The 20,037-nt window shown below is 62.7% G+C and carries 13 protein-coding genes; 5 read left to right on the top strand and 8 right to left on the bottom strand.

Translation table 11 applies throughout. The annotated features are described in order from the left end of the window. Positions 1-90 precede the first annotated feature (90 nt). From V1294_RS27980 to V1294_RS27970, 3 genes are read left to right on the top strand one after another with little or no spacing between them, the layout of a single operon-like run. Positions 91-633 (top strand): MarR family winged helix-turn-helix transcriptional regulator, encoded by a 543-nt coding sequence (locus tag V1294_RS27980; protein WP_334479133.1) that lies wholly within the window; start codon positions 91-93, stop codon positions 631-633. 17 nt (positions 634-650) lie between these two features. Beyond that, a complete protein-coding gene (locus V1294_RS27975) occupies positions 651-1,610 on the top strand; it encodes a Bug family tripartite tricarboxylate transporter substrate binding protein (protein WP_334501668.1) in 960 nt (319 codons plus the stop codon). 14 nt (positions 1,611-1,624) lie between these two features. Then, a complete protein-coding gene (locus V1294_RS27970) occupies positions 1,625-2,638 on the top strand; it encodes a methyltransferase (protein WP_334501667.1) in 1,014 nt (337 codons plus the stop codon). 34 nt (positions 2,639-2,672) lie between these two features. On the opposite strand, the gene V1294_RS27965 is transcribed toward V1294_RS27970, so the two are convergent. After that, positions 2,673-5,447 (bottom strand): PAS domain S-box protein, encoded by a 2,775-nt coding sequence (locus tag V1294_RS27965; RefSeq protein ID WP_334501666.1) that lies wholly within the window; start codon positions 5,445-5,447, stop codon positions 2,673-2,675. A gap of 442 nt (positions 5,448-5,889) precedes the next feature. Between V1294_RS27965 and V1294_RS27960 the strand changes: the two genes are divergently transcribed. Beyond that, entirely contained in the window at positions 5,890-6,288 is a 399-nt protein-coding gene (locus V1294_RS27960) for a response regulator (protein ID WP_334501665.1), read from the top strand. Positions 6,289-6,359: 71 nt separating this feature from the next. On the opposite strand, the gene V1294_RS27955 is transcribed toward V1294_RS27960, so the two are convergent. From V1294_RS27955 to V1294_RS27925, 7 genes are all read right to left on the bottom strand, one after another. After that, positions 6,360-7,853, bottom strand: a complete 1,494-nt coding sequence (locus tag V1294_RS27955; RefSeq protein WP_334504852.1) for an HWE histidine kinase domain-containing protein — start codon at positions 7,851-7,853, stop codon at positions 6,360-6,362. Between the two features lie 16 nt (positions 7,854-7,869). Next, a complete protein-coding gene (locus V1294_RS27950) occupies positions 7,870-14,157 on the bottom strand; it encodes a HAMP domain-containing protein (protein WP_334501664.1) in 6,288 nt (2,095 codons plus the stop codon). Between the two features lie 250 nt (positions 14,158-14,407). Then, positions 14,408-15,526, bottom strand: a complete 1,119-nt coding sequence (locus V1294_RS27945; RefSeq protein WP_334501662.1) for a branched-chain amino acid ABC transporter substrate-binding protein — start codon at positions 15,524-15,526, stop codon at positions 14,408-14,410. A gap of 180 nt (positions 15,527-15,706) precedes the next feature. Beyond that, on the bottom strand, positions 15,707-16,453 hold the full coding sequence (locus V1294_RS27940; protein WP_334479142.1) for an ABC transporter ATP-binding protein: 747 nt from the start codon (positions 16,451-16,453) through the stop codon (positions 15,707-15,709). Next, positions 16,450-17,283 (bottom strand): ABC transporter ATP-binding protein, encoded by an 834-nt coding sequence (locus tag V1294_RS27935; RefSeq protein WP_334501660.1) that lies wholly within the window; start codon positions 17,281-17,283, stop codon positions 16,450-16,452. Before V1294_RS27935 ends, V1294_RS27940 begins: the two co-directional genes overlap by 4 nt. After that, a complete protein-coding gene (gene livM, locus V1294_RS27930; protein WP_334501659.1) occupies positions 17,280-18,611 on the bottom strand; it encodes a high-affinity branched-chain amino acid ABC transporter permease LivM in 1,332 nt (443 codons plus the stop codon). The genes V1294_RS27935 and livM overlap by 4 nt, the downstream gene beginning before the upstream one ends. After that, entirely contained in the window at positions 18,611-19,528 is a 918-nt protein-coding gene (locus V1294_RS27925) for an ABC transporter permease subunit (protein WP_334501658.1), read from the bottom strand. Before V1294_RS27925 ends, livM begins: the two co-directional genes overlap by 1 nt. A 274-nt stretch (positions 19,529-19,802) precedes the next feature. Here V1294_RS27925 and V1294_RS27920 point away from each other — a divergent pair, with 274 nt between their 5' ends. Beyond that, positions 19,803-19,970 (top strand): hypothetical protein, encoded by a 168-nt coding sequence (locus tag V1294_RS27920; RefSeq protein WP_190241861.1) that lies wholly within the window; start codon positions 19,803-19,805, stop codon positions 19,968-19,970. Positions 19,971-20,037 lie beyond the last annotated feature (67 nt).

Raw genomic sequence — 20,037 nt, 5'->3', positions numbered from 1 at the left:
TCTAATCGTTCAGTTCGGCGTCCGGCTACGTTGACAATGGAATTACTCAAATATATGATGATCAAAATTATGACTATATAGGCTGCTCTGATGTCCGACACAGCTTCCGATAGCGATCTTCAAGCGGGCGGTTCGCTACTTCACATCGGCCGTGACGGCGTGCCGCTTCGCCGGGTTGTGGCGCCACTCACCCGAAGCCTTCAACAAATCTGCGTGTCGATCATCACTGAAGCCTTGGCCGAAGCCGGACTGGTCCAGCTTGAATATGCCTTGCTGGTGTTCGTCAATGATGCGCCCGGCATCAGCCAGCAAACGCTCGCCGAGGCAATGGGGGTTGATCGCAACAATGTCGGTCTGATCGCCGAAAAACTCGAAGCGAGAGGGCTTCTCAGGCGAACGGTCAACGGGGACGATCGCCGCGCGCGTCAAGTCTATCTGACCCGAAAGGGAGAACGCCTGTGGCGGCAATGCCAGCCGGAAGTCTTTGCCGCCAACCAGCGCGTCCTGGCGCCGCTGAACGCATCGGAAAAAAAGCTCTTCATTGATATGCTGGTGCGTCTAGTGGAAGGAAACCGTGTCCATGCGCGGCCCGGTGCCGGACGACGCAAACGAACTTCACGCAAGTCCATTTAGGCACGGGGGATAACGGCATGCTTGCAATTCAGCGTTTTGCATATGCTCTGATTGCCATCGCGGCAACGTGGCCCCCGGTGGAGGCGCTCTCGCAGGCCTGGCCACAGCGGACCGTCAAAATCATCCTTCCGCTGCCCGCAGGTGGCGCCACCGATCTTGCCGCGCGCCTGTTCGCCGAACGCCTGTCCCAGCGATGGCGACACGCTGTTGTCGTTGAGAACCGCCCGGGAGTGGACGGGCTCGCTGGTGTGGCGAGCTTCGTCAATTCGCGCGACGATCACGAACTTCTGTTTTCATTCGCTGGTCCAATTTCGATCAATCCGCTGATCTACGACAAGCTGCCATACGATCCCGATCGCGACCTTGTTCCGATCGCCGCGGCGGCCGAAAATTTTTTCTGCATCGCGGTTTCGAATTCGCTGGGCGTGGACTCCTTGGGCTCATTTGTCGCGATGGCGCGAGACAATCCGGGCAAGTTCAACTGGGCAGCGACGGCGGGGCTGCCTCAGTACATCTTTTCAGCTTTCCAAAAATCGACCGGCCTCGTGCTCACACAGGTGCCGTACCGGGACTTTGCACCCGCGCTCCAGGACTTCGCTGAAGGACGCATCCACGTCGTCGTTACCGCGCCGTCATTCCTGCTGCCAGCGGTCGCCACAGGCAAAGCCAGGCTCGTGATGGTTTCAAACCGGCAGCGCTCCCCGTTGGCTCCGGAGGTGCCGACCGCCGGGGAGTCCGGTTTTCCGGAGTTGACGTTTGAAGGCGTGGTCGGGTTTTACGGATGGCGGGATATGCCGACGCCGCTGCGCGATCAGATTGCAGAGGACGTCAGGACGGTAGGCGCGGATGCCGCCGTCATCTCACGGTTGCGCAATGTCGGGGTCGAGGTTCGGGTCGGCACACCTGCGGAGTTTTCGTCGTCCATTGCGGAGCAGAAGAAGAAAGTCCGAGAAATCGTCGCAGGTACGACCCGATAGAGAAAGGATGTACCATGGAAGCGACCACCGCCGCCCCGGATCGTTTGGTGAAATTGGGCCTCGCCTTCAGGGATTCCAAGACGCTGCTGAGCGCCGTCGAACTTGACGTCTTTACCTTGCTGGCCCAGCAACCGCTTGAGCTGGTTCCACTCGCGGAAAAATCGGGCGTCCACGCGCGAGGGGCGAGGGACTTCTTCGATGCCCTGGTCGCGCTTGGTCTGCTCGAACGGGATGAATCCGGCCGCTACAGTAACGCGCCGGACGCGAACCAGTATCTCGACCGCAACAAGCTTTCCTATATCGGCGGCGAACTTGAATTGGCGAACGCGCGGCAGTTTGGCCCCTGGAGCATGCTCACGGACGCGTTGCGCACCGGCAAGCCACAAAGTGGAGCGCGGGGCACGGAGGATTACCCGGCCTATTACGCCGACTCCGCCATTCTGGAGAACGTTGCCCGGGGCATGACCGGTGGATCACTGCGCGCCGCGCAGGCGATCGCAGCGCGTTTCCCGTGGCAGGAGTTTCGCACGCTGATCGATATCGGCACCGCGCAGGGATGCTTGCCGGTCCAGATTGCGTCGGCTCATCCACACCTCAGCGGCGGCGGTTTCGATCTTCCCGCGCTGAAGCCGCTGTTCGAAGCCTACGCCGAGCAACATGGCGTGACGGGCCGCTTGCGCTTCCATTCCGGAGATTTCTTCAACGATCCATTGCCCACAGCCGACGTTCTGGTGATGGGCCGCGTGCTCCATAATTGGGATCGCGCCACCAAGATGCTGCTGCTCAAAAAAGCGTTTGACGCGCTTCCAGGCGGCGGCGTCCTTATCGTCTACGAGCGTTTTATCGACGACGGCCGGCGATTCAGTACGGCGGGCCTGCTGGCCAGCCTGAACATGCTGGTCCTCACGGCCGGCGGCTTTGATTACAGTGCTGCAGACTGTGAGGGCTGGATGGCCGAAACCGGATTTCGGGATCTCCGGGTGTCGTCGCTGGCCGGTGACATTGGAATGATTACCGGACGGAAGTGAGTGGGCGCAGTCCGGTTTCGTTGTTGCAGTTTGCCTAACTGGCAAGCGCCAGCCGGATCATCCTGGCGAGTTCGGATTTGCGATAGGGCTTTGCCAGCAGCAGCACGCCGGAATCCAGGCGGCCATGATGGACGATGGCGTTCTCGGTATATCCCGATGTGAACAGGGTCTTGAGGCCCGGCCGCCGCTTCAGCGCTTCGTCGACGAGCTGGCGGCCGTTCATGATGCCGGGCATGATCACGTCGGTGAAAAGCAGGTCGATGGCGGGGACCTCGTCGATGAAGCGCAGGGCGTCGGAAGCGTTGGACGCCTCGAGCGTGGTGTAGCCCAGGCTCTCGATCTGGGTCATCACGTAGCGCCGCACCAGCGTATCGTCCTCGACGACGAGGACCGTTTCGTTGCCGCCCTCGACATGCGCCGAGACCAGCGCTTCCGCCGTGGTCTGCTGCAATCCCGTCGCCCGCGGCAGGTAGATCTTGACGGAGGTGCCGTGGCCTTCCTCGCTGTAGATCTTGACGTGACCGCCCGACTGCTTGACGAAGCCGAACACCATGCTGAGGCCAAGGCCGGTGCCCCGGCCGACCTCCTTGGTCGTGAAAAACGGTTCGAATACCCGTTCGAGCAGCGCGGGCGAGATTCCGGAGCCGGTGTCGCTGACCGCGATCATCACGTAATTGCCGGTCGTGACCTCGTCGTGCATGCTCGCGTAGTTGTCGTCGAGGAAGACGTTGCTGGTCTCGAGCGCGAGCTTGCCGCCGTTGGGCATGGCATCGCGCGCATTTATTGCCAGGTTGAGGACGGCCGTCGTCAGCAGGTTTGGATCGGCCAGCGCGGTCCATGCATCTTCGGCCAATAGCGGCGTGATTTCGATGTTTTCGCCAAGCGTCGGGTTCAGCAGCTTCGCCGACTCCAGCACCAGCGCGTTGACGTCGACTTCAACCGGCTGCAGCGGCTGCTTGCGGGCAAAGGCCAGCAGGTGCTTGGTCAGGTTGGCCCCGCGTTCGGCGGCTTCGTCGATCAGCTTGGCGATGGCGGCGAGCTGGGGCTGATCGGCGACGGCTTCTTCCAGGATGCCGATGGTGCCCGTGATCACGGTCAGGATGTTGTTGAAGTCGTGCGCGACACCACCCGTGAGCTGGCCGACCGCATCCATCTTCTGCGCATGCCGCAACTGGGCTTCCGCGGCCTGCTTTTCCGTCAGGTCGCGGCCGATGAAGAAGTGGCGGCGGACCGGCTCCGACCAGTTTCCGGTCCAGTTCAGCGCGACCGCCTTGCCCTCCTTGTTGACATAACGCGTCTCGAAATTGCGCTTGCTGTACCCCCGTCGTCCCGCCCGCATCTCCCTGCGGGTGTGTTCGAGATCGTCGGGATGGATGAATTCGATCGCGCTGCGTCCGACCATGTCGGAGGGATGATAGCCAAGGATGGCAGTGACGCTCGGGCTGACCTGGATGAAATTCCCCGCGGAATCGGTCACGAAGATGAGGTCGTTCGAGGACTCGAAGATGCGCCGCCGCTCCTCGATTTCCTGGCTGAGCGCCTGCTGTGTCCGCTTGCTCTCGGTGATGTCGTGCGCAGCTTTGGAAACGCCGACAATCTTGCCGGACGCGGTGCGGATGGGAGAGATGCTCAGCGAAACGTCGACGGTGCTGCCATCCTTGCGCATGCGCGACGTTTTGTAATGTGCAATCGGCTCGCCTCGGCCGATCCGTTCAATAATATTGCGTATCTCGTCGCGCCGGTCCGGCGGAACAATGAGATTGATGTGCCTGCCGATCGCCTCCGCGGCCGTGTAGCCGAACAGGCGTTCAGCGGCTCCGTTCCAACTCGTGATGGTGCCGTCCAGCAGTTTGGTGATGATGGCGTCGTTGGACGATTCCACGACAGCGCTAAAAAGGCTGTCGCGCTCGGTGCGAAGGTCTCTTTCAGAGGCGGCTTGCAAGCGCAATGATCCGAGCAGGCGGGCGAGCTTGGCCTGCAGGCCGACATTTTCGACGAGCAGGACGGCGAGCACGAAGCTCGCGGCAGAAAGGCCATAGATGCGGCCGAGATAGAAGCCGACGTCGAATCGCGCCACGTTCAGGATCGCCGACAGGGCGATGTCGAACAGCCAGGCGCACATCACCACCATCAGCCAGACGTCGAGGACGAAGTGCGGTCTGCGAAGCCACAGCACGATCAATGCAGCCAGGCTGAGGCACCATACGGTCGAGACCACTCCGAGCATGATGGGCGTGTAATGGCCGCCGCTCAGCAGGATCGGCAGACGGTCGTGCTGGGCGGTGACGAGCCAGGTGAATGCGGCCATCGCGGCACCGACCGCAACGATGCTCGTAACGACTGCCGCGCCGGTCGAACCCTGGATCTTCCGCTCGTTGTCCCTTGCCTTCAGCAAGGCGTAGCCGAGGACGAGCAGCGGAAAACCGCCGTGCCAGATCATGTAGAGCCAGACGGTGGTCTGCGTTCCCGCGCCGAGCAGGCCGCCGGGCGCGAACAGTTCGGGAAAGGTCAGCGCGTGGACGATGGCTGCCAGCGCCGTGAACAAATATCCACTGGCGAGCAACAGCATCGCCCGCGAACGGGAAATCGAAAACTGCGAAAACAGCAGGATGGCGGTGATCAGGTCGTTGATGGCGAGCGCGGACTGGTAGCTCGCAACGAATGCCGGGATCGGGGTGAGCGGCACGCCGGCAAATGGCACGGCGCAGGCGAACAGCACCGCTGAGACGCCGACCACGGCGAGCGCGGCCATACGATCGCGGCGCGTCGTCGGCATGGTCGAAAGAAAGATGTTGCGCTCGTCACCCATTGTCGTCTCCGGCAAACTGGCAACGAACGCGCCATGGCAATAGCTTCAAATTGGCAATAGTCTCAAACGCTGGAAAGTAATGCATTCAGCGCGGCCGGACATCCAGCCGAAAGTCGGACGCCACCGGGATTGACGCCACCGGTATCGCTGCACCAAGTCTACGCTAGTGTCGCCCCGGCGGGAATCAACTCAAGTTATATATTACCTGGCAATGCCTGGAGAGGAACTCGCTAGAGCATGATCCGGAAAAGTGGGTACCGGTTTTCCGAAAAGATCATGCGTAAATCAAAGAGATAGAGTGGGATGACGATTCGAAGAAAAGTCATCCCGCTCCAGGCGGGTAACCGCCTCTTTACCGACCGGCTGAATAATGCCCGCGGAACCGCCGAAATACACGAATTCTCATCGTAAGCTGTTCGCACGACCGATCCGGGAGGCTTCGATGCCGCGCGTGCTTGTTGTTGACGATCAGGCCGGCGTCCGTACGATCATTTCCATCGTGCTGCGCATCCATCAGTTCGAAATCGTCGAGGCAGAGGGCGCCGCATCCGCATTGAAGCTGTTCGAGGAAGCAAGCTTCGATCTTGCGATCGTCGATATCTTTCTGCAGGGCACCAACGGCTCAGAACTGATTGCGATGCTGCGCGCCCGCGTGCCCGGTCTGCCCGTCATTGCGATTTCAGGAATGACCGCGCTGGACTTTCTGTCGGAGACGCCTGAGCTCTCCGATGTGGTCTGTCTGCAGAAACCGTTTCGTCCGCCGGATTTGATGCGCGCGATCGAAGCGGCGCAGGGATCGCGCCGGCCGTCGGCCGGGGCCGCCGCAGCGGCGGCGCGCTAAAGCCTCCAGCGAAGTGGGGACCGGTTCGCGTCAAGAAAACGCGTCAAATCAAAAATCCAGATCGCGTAGGGTTACCGCCCCGCGCGTCGCAGGCCATTGCCGTCGGCGGTAGCCTCGAGCAGCGAAACCGGCTCGGCGGTAAACTGCCGATGCGGCAAGGGGACCGAGAGGCAACAAACGAGGCCCTCCCGGCGCCAGTCGAATTCGGCATGGCCACCGAGCTGCGACTCGATGCTGGCAATCACGCTTCTGGTTCCGAACCCTCGCGATACCGGCTTCTCGACCGGCGGCCCGCCGGTCTCCACCCAAATGATCTTGAGAAGGCCCGCCTGGTCTTCCCAGCTCACCGACAGTCGGCCCAACAGCGCCGACAGGGCGCCGTATTTCGCCGAATTGGTGACGAGTTCGTGCAGCGCCAGCGCGACGGTCTGGGCCGTCGCCGGCTCGAGCTGGACCTCCGGACCGGACAAGTCGATCTGTTCGCCGGTGGAATAGGGCGCCAGCTCCTCGTCGATCAGTTTTCTTATTTCGGCGCCTTGCCAGCTCGACAACGAGAGCACGGTGTGCACCCGCGCCAGCGCGTTGATCCGCCCTTCGACCGAACGGATATAGGTCTTCACGTTCTCGCCGCGCGTCAGCCGGACGATGGATTGCGCCAGCGCCAGCGCGTTCTTGGCACGGTGATCGACCTCCCGCGCCAGCAGGTTCTGCCGCTCCTCGGCCTGTTTGCGCTCGGTGATATCGACGGTGACGCCGCTGACGCGGATGACACGGCCGCCCTTGTCGGTGCTTGCCGCCGCCGTGCCCGCGCACCAGCGCATCTCGCCATTCGGCCGGATGATGCGGAATTCCGCTTCGTATGATTTCGCGCCTCGGGCGAAGCTCGCCCACGCCTCGTGCAGTTCATGAACGTCATCGGGGTGAAACAGCGCCTGGATATTGGCCGGCGTCAGCTCGAACTTGTGGGGATCGATGCCAAGGATCTGATACTGGCCTTCATCCCACATCCAGTCGCCATTGACCCAGTCCCAGTCCCAGGATCCCATCTTCCCGGCGGCTATCGCGAGACTGCGGCGCTGCTCGCTTTCCAAAAGCCTCGCGTGCGATTCCTCCAGTTCGGCGGTGCGGGCGCGAACGCGATCTTCGAGCTCGACGTTGAGGCGCTCGAGCTGGCGCGTCTTGCGATAGAGCTCCGCAAACACCTTGATCTTGGCGCGCAACACCTCCGGCACGACGGGCACCGGAACATAGTCGACCGCACCCATTTCGTAGCCGCGCAGCCGGTCGATGTCGCTGACTTGGATGGCGGAGATGAATATCATCGCCGTCTTCTGGAAGCGGGGGTGTTCGCGGATCATCGCGGCCAGTTCGAACCCGTCCAGTTCGGGCATGCAGACGTCGACCAGGATGATCGCGACGTCGTTCTTGAGCAGGAACTCAAGCGCTTCACGCCCGGACGAAGCCTTGACCAGGTTCTCGCCGAGTTCCTTCAGGATGACTTCATAGGCGAGCAGCTTCGCCGGCTGATCGTCAACCAGAAGAATGTTTACCTTGTCTTGGTCCATCATCTGCATACGCCGGTCAGCGGTGTAGCCACATTCGAATGGCGAGCAGCAACTGCTCGGTATTGACGGGTTTTGCGAGATAGTCGGAAGCGCCGGCTTCGAGACATTTCTCGCGGTCGCCCTTCATCGCCTTGGCGGTCAGCGCGATGATCGGAAGGCGGCCAAGGGACGGGTTTTGCCTGATGACGCCGATGGTCTGATATCCGTCCATCTGCGGCATCATGATATCCATCAGCACGATTGCGATATTCGGATTGGACTCGACCAGCGCAACGGCTTCATTGCCGGTCGTAGCTGTCAGCACCTTCATGCCGCGCCGTTCTAATACGCTCGACAGCGCAAAGATGTTCCGGGCGTCATCGTCCACCAGAAGTGCGGTTTTGCCAACGAGATCCTCATCGGAGCTATTGAGCTTTTCGAGCATTCTCTGCTTCTCGGCTGGCAATTCCGTGATCACACGGTGTAAAAACAGCGACGTTTCGTCGAGCAGGCGTTCCGGCGACTCCACGCCTTTCACCACGATGCTCCTCGCCATGGTGTGAAGTTCCGCATCCTCCTCGGCTGAAAGTTCCCGCCCCGTGAACACCACGACGGGCACGGTCGATAGCGCGTCGTCGTTGCGAAGCCGGTCGAGCACTTCGAAGCCGCTCATGTCTGGCAGCCGCAAATCCAGCACGACGCAGTCGCAAGGCTGGTTCCGCATTGTCGAGAGCGCATCGGCGCCGGTATCGGCGGTGAGAATCTCGATGTCGTCGTGGCCGAGCAGTTCGGTGATGCTCATCTGTTCGGCGGCGTCGTCTTCCACGATCAGAAGGCGCTTGCGGCGAGGTTTTGCGTATTCCTTGATCTGCGACAGCGCCGCGCTGACGCCCTCCGTCGTTGTCGGCTTGTTGACGAAGGAGAACGCGCCGCGCGCCAGGGCATGCTGGCGGTCTTCGTCGAGCGTGATGATCTGCACCGGAATGTGGCGCGTCAGCGGATTGTGCTTGAGCTGGCTCAGCACGGTCCAGCCCAGCATGTCCGGCAGGAACACGTCGAGCGAAACCGCGGTCGGCTGGAACTGCTTGGCGAGTTCGAGCGCTTCCGCACCGCGGCTGGCGACCAGCACCTTGAAGCCCTTGTCGCGCGCCAGATCGATCAGCACCCGCGCATAATGCAGATCGTCTTCGACGATCAGCAGGATGGTATCTCCTGGTTCGAGGTTGAGCCGGTCATCCGGCAACTGTTCGATGACCCGCTCCTGTGCTGCGACCTGCAGCGCCGGCGCACCAGCGAACGGCGACGAGGCAGGGGCCCGGGGCGCGACCGTGGGGCCTGAATATGTCAGCGGCAGATAGAGCACGAAGGTGCTGCCCTTGCCTGGGGCGCTGCGCAGATGAATTTCGCCGCCGAGCAGGCTCGCGAGCTCGCGGCTGATGGCAAGGCCAAGGCCGGTGCCGCCGTATTTGCGGCTGGTGCCGGCGTCGGCCTGCTGGAACGCCTCGAAGATCAGTTTCTGTTTCTCCAGGGGAATGCCGATGCCGGTGTCGGTCACCTCGAAGGCGACGACGGCGGGTGCGTGATTGAGGATCGGGTGCTCGGCGCTCCAGCCGCCGACGGCGGCCGATACGGTCATCTTGACGCCGCCCTCCGCGGTGAACTTGAACGCGTTCGACAGCAGGTTTTTCAAAACCTGCTGCAGACGTTTCGAGTCGGTGACCATGCTGCGGGCGAGATTCTCGTCGACCTCGACGCTGAACGAAAGTTGGCGGTTCTCGGCTTCGTGGCGGAACGGGCGGCCGACGGTCTCCAGAAGGCTCGACGTCAGGATCTCCTCGGCATCGACCGTCACAGTGCCGGATTCGATCTTCGACAGATCGAGAATGTCGCTGATCAGGTTGAGCAGGTCGGTGCCGGCGCCGTGGATAGTGCGGGCGAATTCGACCTGTTTTGCCGACAAATTGCCGTCCGGATTTTCGGTGAGCTGCTGGCCGAGGATCAGGATGCTGTTGAGCGGCGTGCGCAGCTCATGCGACATGTTGGCGAGGAATTCGGACTTGTACTTCGAGGTCAGCGAAAGCTCGGTCGCCTTTTCTTCGAGCGCGCGGCGGGCCTGTTCGATTTCCTGGTTCTTTCTTTCCACCTCGACGTTGCGCTCGGCAAGCTGCTGGGCCTTCTGTTCGAGCTGCTCGTTGGTCTGCTGCAGTTCCTTCTGCTGCGTCTGCAATTCGCCGGCGAGTTGTTGGGACTGTTTCAGCAGGCCCTCGGTCTGCATCGTGGCCTCGATCGAGTTGAGCACGATGCCGATAGAGTCGGTGAGCTGTTCGAGGAAGGTCATCTGCGAGGTCGTGAACGAACTGATCGAAGACAGTTCGATCACCGCCTTGACCTGGTTTTCGAACAATACCGGAAGCACGACGAGATTCCTCGGAATGACGCGCAGCAGCGCCGAATTGATCGGCGCCGTATCGGTCGGGATGTCCGACAGCAGCCGCTGGCGCTTGTCCATCGCGCACTGGCCGATCAGCCCTTCGCCGAATTGAACGACCAGCGGGTGGGGATTGGCGCTATCGCCCGCATAGGCGGAGAGCAGGCGCAATTGTGGGCTATCGGGATTCTCGGTCTGATAGATCGCGCCCATATGCGCGTTGACCAGCGGCGCCAGTTCGGTCAGCAGCAGCCGGCCGACGGTCGTGAGGTCGCGCTGCCCCTGCAGCATGTTGGTGAAACTGGCGAGGTTGGTCTTCAGCCAGTCCTGTTCGGTATTCACCTGCGTCGTCAGACGCAGGTTGCCGATCATCGTATTGATGTTGTCTTTGAGTTCGGCCATTTCGCCGCGGGCGTCGACCTGGATCGAGCGGGTCAGGTCGCCCTTGGTCACGGCGGTCGCCACCTCGGCGATCGCGCGCACCTGTGAGGTCAGGTTGGCGGCGAGCAGGTTGACGTTGCCGGTGAGGTCCTTCCAGGTGCCGGCGGCGCCGGGCACGTTGGCCTGGCCGCCGAGGCGTCCCTCGACGCCGACTTCGCGCGCCACGCTGGTGACCTGATCGGCGAAGGTAGCCAGCGTCTCGGTCATGTTGTTAATGGTGTCGGCAAGGGCTGCGACTTCGCCCTTCGATTTCACCGTCAGGTTCTGCTTCAGGTCGCCGTCGGCGACCGCCGTCACGACCTTGACGATGCCGCGCACCTGTTCGGTCAGATTGGCGGCCATGAAGTTCACGGTGTCGGTGAGGTCCTTCCAGGTGCCGGCGACGCCGGGGACCTGCGCCTGACCGCCGAGCTTGCCCTCGGTGCCGACTTCGCGCGCCACGCGCGTCACTTCGCCGGCAAAGGCGTTGAGCTGATCGACCATCGTGTTGATGGTGTTTTTCAACTCGAGGATTTCGCCCTTCACGTCCACGGTGATCTTGCGCGACAGGTCGCCGCGGGCCACGGCGGTGGTGACTTCGGCGATGTTGCGGACCTGCGTGGTGAGGTTGGCTGCGAGCAGGTTGACGTTGTCGGTCAAGTCCTTCCAGGTGCCGCCGACGCCGGGCACCACGGCCTGTCCGCCCAATCGCCCCTCGGTGCCGACCTCGCGCGCCACGCGCGTCACTTCGGCGGCAAAGGAGCGGAGCTGCTCGACCATCGTGTTCAGGGTATCCTTCAGCAGCAGGATTTCGCCGCGGACGTCGACCGTGATCTTCTTCGACAGGTCGCCGCCGGCGATGGCGGTGGCGACTTCGGCAATGTTGCGGACCTGCGCGGTCAGGTTCGAAGCCATGAAGTTGACGTTGTCGGTGAGGTCTTTCCAGGTGCCGGCCACTTGAGGCACCTGGGCCTGGCCGCCGAGTTTGCCTTCGGTGCCGACCTCGCGCGCCACGCGGGTGACTTCGGAGGCGAAGGCGTTGAGCTGGTCGACCATCGTGTTGACGGTGTTCTTCAGTTCCAGAATTTCGCCCTTGACGTCGACGGTGATCTTCTTCGACAGGTCGCCCTTCGCCACCGCCGTGGTCACCTCGGCGATGTTGCGGACCTGGCCGGTGAGGTTGCCGGCCATCGAGTTGACGTTATCCGTCAGGTCCTTCCAGGTGCCGGCGACGCCGGGCACGTTGGCTTGACCACCCAATCGTCCCTCGGTGCCGACCTCGCGCGCCACGCGCGTCACTTCGCCGGCGAAGCGATTGAGCTGGTCGACCATCGTGTTCAGCGTTTCCTTGAGCTGCAGGATCTCGCCGCGCACGTCCACGGTGATCTTGCGCGACAGGTCGCCGCCGGCGATCGCGGTCGCGACCTCGGCGATGTTGCGGACCTGCGCCGTCAAATTGCCGGCCATCGAGTTCACGCTGTCGGTGAGATCCTTCCAGGTGCCGGCGACGCCGGTCACCTGGGCCTGGCCGCCGAGCTTGCCGTCGGTGCCGACTTCGCGCGCGACGCGGGTCACTTCGCTCGCAAAGGCGTTGAGCTGGTCCACCATCGTATTGAGCGTTTCCTTCAACTGAAGAATTTCGCCCGAGACGTTGACAGTGATCTTCTTCGACAGGTCGCCCTTCGCCACCGCGGTCGCGACTTCGGCGATGTTGCGGACCTGAGCGGTGAGGTTGCCGGCCATCGAATTGACGTTGTCGGTGAGGTCCTTCCAGGTGCCGGCGACGCCGCGCACGTTGGCCTGGCCGCCGAGCTTGCCTTCGGTGCCGACTTCGCGCGCGACGCGCGTCACTTCGCCGGCAAAGGCGTTGAGCTGGTCGACCATCGTATTGATGGTGTCCTTCAGCTCCAAAATTTCGCCGCGGACGTCCACGGTGATCTTCTTCGATAGGTCGCCATTGGCGACTGCGGTCGTCACTTCGGCGATGTTGCGGACCTGCGCCGTCAGGTTGGAAGCCATCGAGTTGACGCTCTCGGTAAGGTCCTTCCAGGTGCCGGCGACGCCGAGCACGTTGGCCTGACCGCCGAGCCGTCCCTCGGTGCCGACTTCGCGCGCCACACGCGTCACTTCGCCCGCGAAGGCGTTGAGCTGGTCGACCATCGTGTTGAGCGTTTCCTTCAACTGAAGGATTTCGCCCGACACGTTCACGGTGATCTTCTTGGAAAGGTCGCCGCCGGCGATGGCGGTCGCGACGTCGGCGATGTTGCGGACCTGCGCCGTCAGGTTGGAGGCCATGAAGTTGACGTTGTCGGTGAGGTCCTTCCAGGTGCCGGCGACGCCGGGGACCTGGGCCTGACCGCCGAGCTTGCCCTCGGTGCCGACCTCGCGGGCGACGCGCGTCACTTCGGAAGCGAACGAGTTGAGCTGGTCGACCATCGTGTTGATGGTGTCCTTCAGCTCCAGGATTTCACCGCGGACGTCGACCGTGATCTTGCGCGAGAGGTCGCCGCGGGCCACCGCCGTGGTGACGTTGGCGATGTTGCGGACCTGTGCGGTGAGGTTGCCGCACATCGCATTGACGGAGTCGGTCAGATCCTTCCAGGTGCCGGCGACGCCGGGGACGATCGCCTGGCCGCCGAGCTTGCCGTCGGTGCCGACTTCGCGCGCCACGCGGGTCACTTCGGAAGCGAAGGATCGAAGTTGATCCACCATCGTGTTGATGGCTTCCTTGAGCTGCAGGATCTCGCCGCGGACGTCCACCGTGATCTTCTTCGACAAGTCGCCATTGGCCACCGCGATGGTGACCTCGGCGATGTTGCGGACCTGGCCGGTCAAATTGTTGGCCATCGAGTTGACGCTCTCGGTCAGGTCTTTCCAGACGCCCGTCACTTCCGGGACCTGGGCCTGGCCGCCGAGCTTGCCCTCGGTGCCGACCTCGCGCGCCACGCGCGTCACTTCCGAGGTGAACACGGAAAGCTGCTTGATCATCGTGTTGACGATGTTGGCCGACTGCAAGAATTCGCCGCCAAGTGGGCGGCCGTCGACGTCGAGCTGCACGGTCTGTAGTAGATTGCCCTGGGCAACGGCGGCGACCGCGCGCGTGACTTCGCGGGTCGGCCACAGCAGGTCATCGATCAGCGTGTTGACGGATCCCTCCATGTCCGCCCACGATCCGCTCGACAGGTCGAACTTGACGCGCTGCCGCGTCTTGCCTTCGCGGCCGACGACCTGGCCGACGTGCTCCAGTTGCTGCGCCATTCGCTGGTTGGCGGCGACGATTTCGTTGAAGGTGTCGGCGATCTTGCCCTCGATGCCGAGGTGATCGCCGGTCATCCGTACCGAGAAATCACCCGCGCGCATTGCCTGCAAGGCGTGCAGCAGATCCTGCATCGGATCGGACGTGCCGTTGGTGGTGGCTGGTTGGGCTTTGGCGACCCGGCGAACGGAGGGTGATGCCCCAGGGGAAAGGTCACTCATGGTGTTTCCTCGACCAGTTCGCGCGCAAATCACTTAGGCTGAAATGCGATTTCACAGATAGAACCGCTGCCCCACCGGCAGATCAAGTTGGAATAACGGTTAAGGTCGAGAAATCAATGACATGGAACTCAGCCCAGTTTGCTCAATGCGGCGGGAACCCAATTGTTCCCGCGATCGGAAAATTATCTGGAACCCAAAATGAAAACGCCCCGGCAAGCCGGGGCGTTTGAGGTTCTGATCGACGAGGGGCCTATGACCCCTTCGGATTGATCTCGGTGTAGTTGCCCTTGGCGTCCCACTTGTAAACGACGTAGTCGATGACCTTGATGTCGCCCTTGGCATCGAACCCCAACTTGCCAAGCACAGTGTCCCAATCGCTGGCCTTGATGGTCTCCATGACCTTCTTCGGATCGGTGGTCTTCGCCTTCGCCACCGCCTGCGTCCAGACCTGCATCGCAGCATAGGTGTAGAGGGTGTAGCCTTCGGGATCGATGTTCTTGGCCTTGAACTTCTCGACGATCGCCTTGGCGGTCGCCTTGTTGCGCGGGTCGGGACCGAAGGTGAACAGCGTGCCTTCGGCGGCCGGCCCGGTGATCGAGGCGAATTCCTTGTCGTTCATGGCGTCGCCCGCCATCAACACCGTCTTGAGGCCCTGGTCGCGCATCTGGCGCAGGATCAGGCCGGCTTCCTGATGGTAGCCGCCGACAAACACCAGATCGATATTGTCGCGCTTCAGCCGTGACACGATCGAGTTAAAATCCTTGTCGCCCTTGTTGTAGGATTCGAACATCTTCTCGGTGAAGCCGGCCTTGTTGAGCGCCTTCTTGGTTTCGTCGGCAAGGCCTTTGCCGTAGGTGGTCTTGTCGTTGAGGATGGCGACGTTCTTGCCCTTGTAGTTCTTGACGATGTAGTCGGCGGCAACCAGGCCCTGCTGGTCGTCGCGGCCGCAGACGCGCGCCACGTTCCAGAGCTTGCGCTCGGTAAACAGCGGGTTGGTCGAGGCCGGGGTAATCTGCAGCACGTTGCCGTCGGCGTAGGCTTCCGACGCCGGGATCGACGACGAGGAGCAGAAGTGACCGGCAACGAACGGGATCTTGGCGCTGGCGAACTTTTCCGCCACCGAGCGCGCCTGCTTGGGATCGCAGGCATCGTCGCCGATCTGCAGCGCCAGCTTCTTGCCGAGCACGCCGCCGGCGGCGTTGAAATCGGCCACGAATTGTTCGGCGCCGTTCTTCATCTGCCGGCCGAATGCGGATTCGCCGCCCGTCATCGGGCCCACCACTGCGATGGAGATGTCCTGCGCCAGCGCCGTTGTCGACAGCGCCAACGATGCGCCCAAAGCCAGGCCGATAAGTTTCAGTGATTTCATGAGATATCCTCGCAGGTCAGTCGATTTCAGGAAGCACCCGGCGGGCCGGGTACGAAAATCACGCCCATTGTCGGCTGATTTTACGGCGAAGTCATCGGCAATTTTCGGGCAAATCCACGGTCGGTTCGCAGCATCTTGCCGCAGCACGCCTGGGTAGGTGGGAGGCAGGTGGAAATGTGACTACTCCCGCCGGCCGCCTTCCAGATAGGCAGCGCGGATTTCCGGGCGCTGCAGCAATTCGCTGCCGGTTCCGGACAGGGTGATCAGGCCGTTGACCATGACATAGCCCCGATGCGCCAGTTTCAGCGCGTGGTTGGCGTTCTGTTCGACGATCAGGACGGTCAGGCCGTCCTGCCGGTTCAGGGTCCGGATCGCATCGAAAATCTGCCGCGCGATCAGTGGGGCCAGCCCCAGCGACGGCTCGTCCAGCATCAACAGGCGCGGCCGGCTCATCAGGGCCCGGCCGATCGCCAGCATCTGTTGCTCGCCGCCGGAAAGCGTGCCGCCGCGCTGGGTCATGCGTTCCTTGAGCCGCGGGAACAGCGCGAAGACGCGTTCCAGGCCGCTTGCCCGGTCGGCCTCGCTGCTATCGGTCGCATCGGCGCCCATCTGGAGGTTTTCCGCCACGCTCATGCGCGGGAAGATGCGGCGGCCCTCCGGGGATTGGGCGATGCGCAGCCGCGCGATCTCGTGCGTCGGCACGCCGGTGATGTCCTGGCCGTCGAATTCGATCCTCCCCGCACGGGCGCGGGGCCGGCCGAAAATCGTCATCATCAGGGTCGACTTGCCGGCGCCGTTGGCGCCGATCAGGGCGACGATCTCACCGGCGTTGATATCGAGATCAACGCCCTTCAGCGCCTCGATCTTGCCATAGGCCGCGCGCAGGGCGCGGATCGCGAGCAGGGGAGTCTTCGATGGGGCGGTCACGTTCCGCTCTCCATCACGGCGATGGCTTCCTCTTCATCCGTGCCGAGATAGGCCGCGATCACCTTGGGATCGTCGCGGATCTCGCGCGGCGTGCCTTCGGCGATCTTCAGCCCGTGATCCATCACGACGATGTGGTCGGAGATTTCCATCACCACGCTCATGTCGTGCTCGATCAGCAGGATCGAGGTGCCTTGATTCGCGCGGATCGAGAGCAGCAGTTCGCTTAAAGCGGCGCTTTCGCGCGCGTTGAGGCCGGCTGCCGGCTCGTCGAGGCAGAGCAGCGCGGGCTGGGTGCACATCGCGCGCGCGATCTCGAGACGCCGCTGGTCGCCATAGGGCAAATTGCCGCCGGCGTCGTCGGCGCGGTCCAGGAGCCCGATGCGGTCGAGCCAGGTCCGCGCCAGATCGATCGCGGCCTCCTCGGCCTTGCGCCAGGACGGCGCGCCGATCAGCCCGAGAAACGTCAGCCCGGAGGCGCGCATCAGCGCATTGTGCTGCGCCACCATCAGGTTCTCCAGCACCGTCATGCCGGGAAACAGCCGGATGTTCTGGAAGGTGCGTGCGACCTTGGCCAGCTTGGAAATCCGGAAATCGTTCAGCTGTTCGAGCTGGATGGCGTGGCCATTATCATGCGCGAGCCGCATCGCGCCTGACGTTGGCTTGTAGAAGCCGGTGATGCAGTTGAAGACGGTGGTCTTGCCGGCGCCGTTCGGCCCGATCAGCGCGGTGATCTTGCGCCGCTCGGCATTGAAGGAGAGTTCGTTGACGGCGACGATGCCGCCGAAGCGCATCGACAGGCTATCGACGGACAGGATCTGGTCGCCGCTCATCCGTGTCCCTCCTTGACGAGGTCGGACGAGATTGCCTGATTGCGCTCGAGGAACACAGTCGGCGCGCGATGGCCGATTAGGCCGCGCGGCCGCCAGATCATCAACAGCACCATCGCCATGCCGAACACCAGCATGCGGTACTGGTCGAGCCCTCGAAAAAGCTCGAAGCCGCCGATCATGGCAAGTGCTGCGAGCGCGACGCCGAGTTGCGAACCCATGCCGCCCAGCACCACGATCGCCAGCACCAGCGCCGATTCATGGAAGGTGAAGGATTCCGGGCTGATGAAGCCCTGCCGCGTCGCGAAGAATGCGCCGGCTAAACCGCCGAACATTGCGCCCGTCGCAAACGCCGTCAGCTTGGTCGTGGTGGTGTTGATGCCGAGCGCGCGGCAGGCGACTTCGTCCTCGCGCAACGCTTCCCAGGCGCGGCCGATCGGCAGCCGCCGCAGCCGGATCGTGACCCAGTTGGTGAGCAGCGCCAGCGCCAGAATCAAATAGAACAGGAACACGATGCGGTGCGTCGGCGAGAATTCGATGCCGAGCATGGCCGCAAGCCCGTCATCGGCCGGTGTTAGCGGAATGCCGAACAGGGTTGGCCGGGGAATGCCGGTGACGCCGTTCGGCCCGCCGGTCAGGGTCTGCCAGTTGATGATGACGAGGCGGATGATCTCGCCGAAGGCCAACGTGACAATAGCGAGATAGTCGCCGCGCAGCCGCAGCACGGGAAAGCCGAGCAGCACGCCCCAGAACGCGGCGAGAATGCCGGCAAGCGGCAGGCATACCCAGAACGACAATCCGAAATTGGTCGCCAGCAGCGCGTAGGAATAGGCGCCGACCGCGTAGAACGCGACATAGCCGAGGTCGAGCAGGCCGGCGAGGCCGACCACCACGTTCAGCCCCCATCCAAGCATCACGTAAGTGAGCACGAGGATGCCGAGGTCGAGAATGTAGCGCTCGTCGTAGAACAGGACCGGCACCAGAAACGTGAACACCAGCAGCACCGGTGCGATGGCGCGGCGCGCGACGGCGAGGGTGCTTTGCACGGAAGGTGGCACGATCCTGACGGTGCCGACCGGTCCCCACCATTGCCGCAGCAACTCGACGAGGATGCTACCGCCGAACACGGCCGCGACCATGACGGCGAGGTCGCCGAACCGCGTCCAGTAGATCAATTGTCCCTGCGGTCCGGCCTCGGTGCGCACGCCGATCATCAGCGAAAACAGCACCAGCGCCACCAGCGCGCTGATCAGCGCTTTCTTGAGGATGAAGGCGGCGCCCGGAGCGCGCGAGGTTTGGGCGGCGGGGGGTGCGCTCACGCTGCCGCCCATCAGACTTTTTCGACTTCAGGCCGGCCGAGCAGGCCGGTCGGAAGGAAGATCAGGACCACGATCAGGATCGAGAACGCGGCGACGTCCTTGTACTCGACCGAGAAGTAGGCCGACCACAATGTTTCGATCAGGCCGATGAGTAGCCCGCCCAGCATCGCGCCGGGCAGCGAGCCGATGCCGCCGAGCACCGCGGCGGTGAACGCCTTGATGCCGGCGACGAAGCCCATGAAGAAATCGACCAGCCCATAATAGAGCAGGTACATCATGCCGGCGACGGCGGCGAGCGCAGCCCCGATCACGAAGGTCATGGAGATGGTGCGGTCGACGTCGACGCCGAGCAGCGAGGCCATGGTCTGGTCCTGCTCGCAGGCGCGCATGTCGCGCCCGAGCCGGGTGCGCGATACCAGCCAGGTGAACAGCGCCAGCAGCACCACGGTGGTGATGACGACGATGATCTGGACGTTGGAAAGCTGCACCACGAAGCCTTCGGCGCCCTCGTGCAGGGTATAGCCGCCCGTGATGATCGGCGGCACCGGTTTGACGCGCGCGCCCTGCGCCACCTGGGAATAATTGGTCAGCACGAATGACATACCGATCGCGGAGAGCATCGGCGCCAGGCGGAACGAGTGCCGCAGCGGCCGGTAGGCGATGCGTTCCACCGTCCAGCCATAGAGCGCCGTGATCGCCATCGATACCAGCAGTACCACCAGCAGGATCAGGGGGATGGCAGTCAGGCCGAACGAGACCAGGATCAGGAAGGTGATCAGGGCGATGAAGCCGCCGATCATGAAAATATCGCCATGGGCGAAATTGATCATGCCGACGATGCCGTAGACCATGGTGTAGCCGATGGCGATCAGGCCGTAGATCGAGCCGAGCACGAGGCCGTTGATCAGTTGCTGGGCGAAATAATCCATGCGCTGCCGTAGTTAGAGCCGCGACGCGGCGAGAGCTCCGGCAGCCCGATGCGACGCGTCGTGTCGTTTTCTAACAGGTGGGAACCGGGGGCGGCAACAGCGCCGGCTGCGGCTTATTTGGCTTGTACAGAGCTAGTTTTTCAGCACGGGTTCCCGCTTCACAGTGCTGCCACGCCTTTGCCGCGCAATGATCGCAGCGGAACCGGCATTCCCTTGCAACGAATGTCATGCCTTTCCGTTCACCCCGGCTATGGTCAACAACGGAGATCCCCCAATGACCAATCAGAACAACCCGGGCCAGCAGAACCAGAACCCGGGTCAGAAGCCCGGTCAGCAGCAGCAGGGTGGCGGCCAGAAGCCGGGCCAGCAGCAGCAGGATCCGGGCCGTGAGAAGCCGAATCCCAACCGTCAGGGGAAGCAGATGCCTGATCAGGACAGCTAGCCGGACGGGTGAGTGAGTGAAGAAGGCCCTGCCGAAGGCGGGGCTTTTCTTTTGTGGCGCTCGGCCC

This window comes from Bradyrhizobium sp. AZCC 1678, assembly GCF_036924765.1.
GTDB lineage: Bacteria > Pseudomonadota > Alphaproteobacteria > Rhizobiales > Xanthobacteraceae > Bradyrhizobium > Bradyrhizobium algeriense.
The sequence above is the reverse complement of the archived record's forward strand: the minus strand, read 5'-3'. Positions and strand labels throughout refer to the sequence as shown.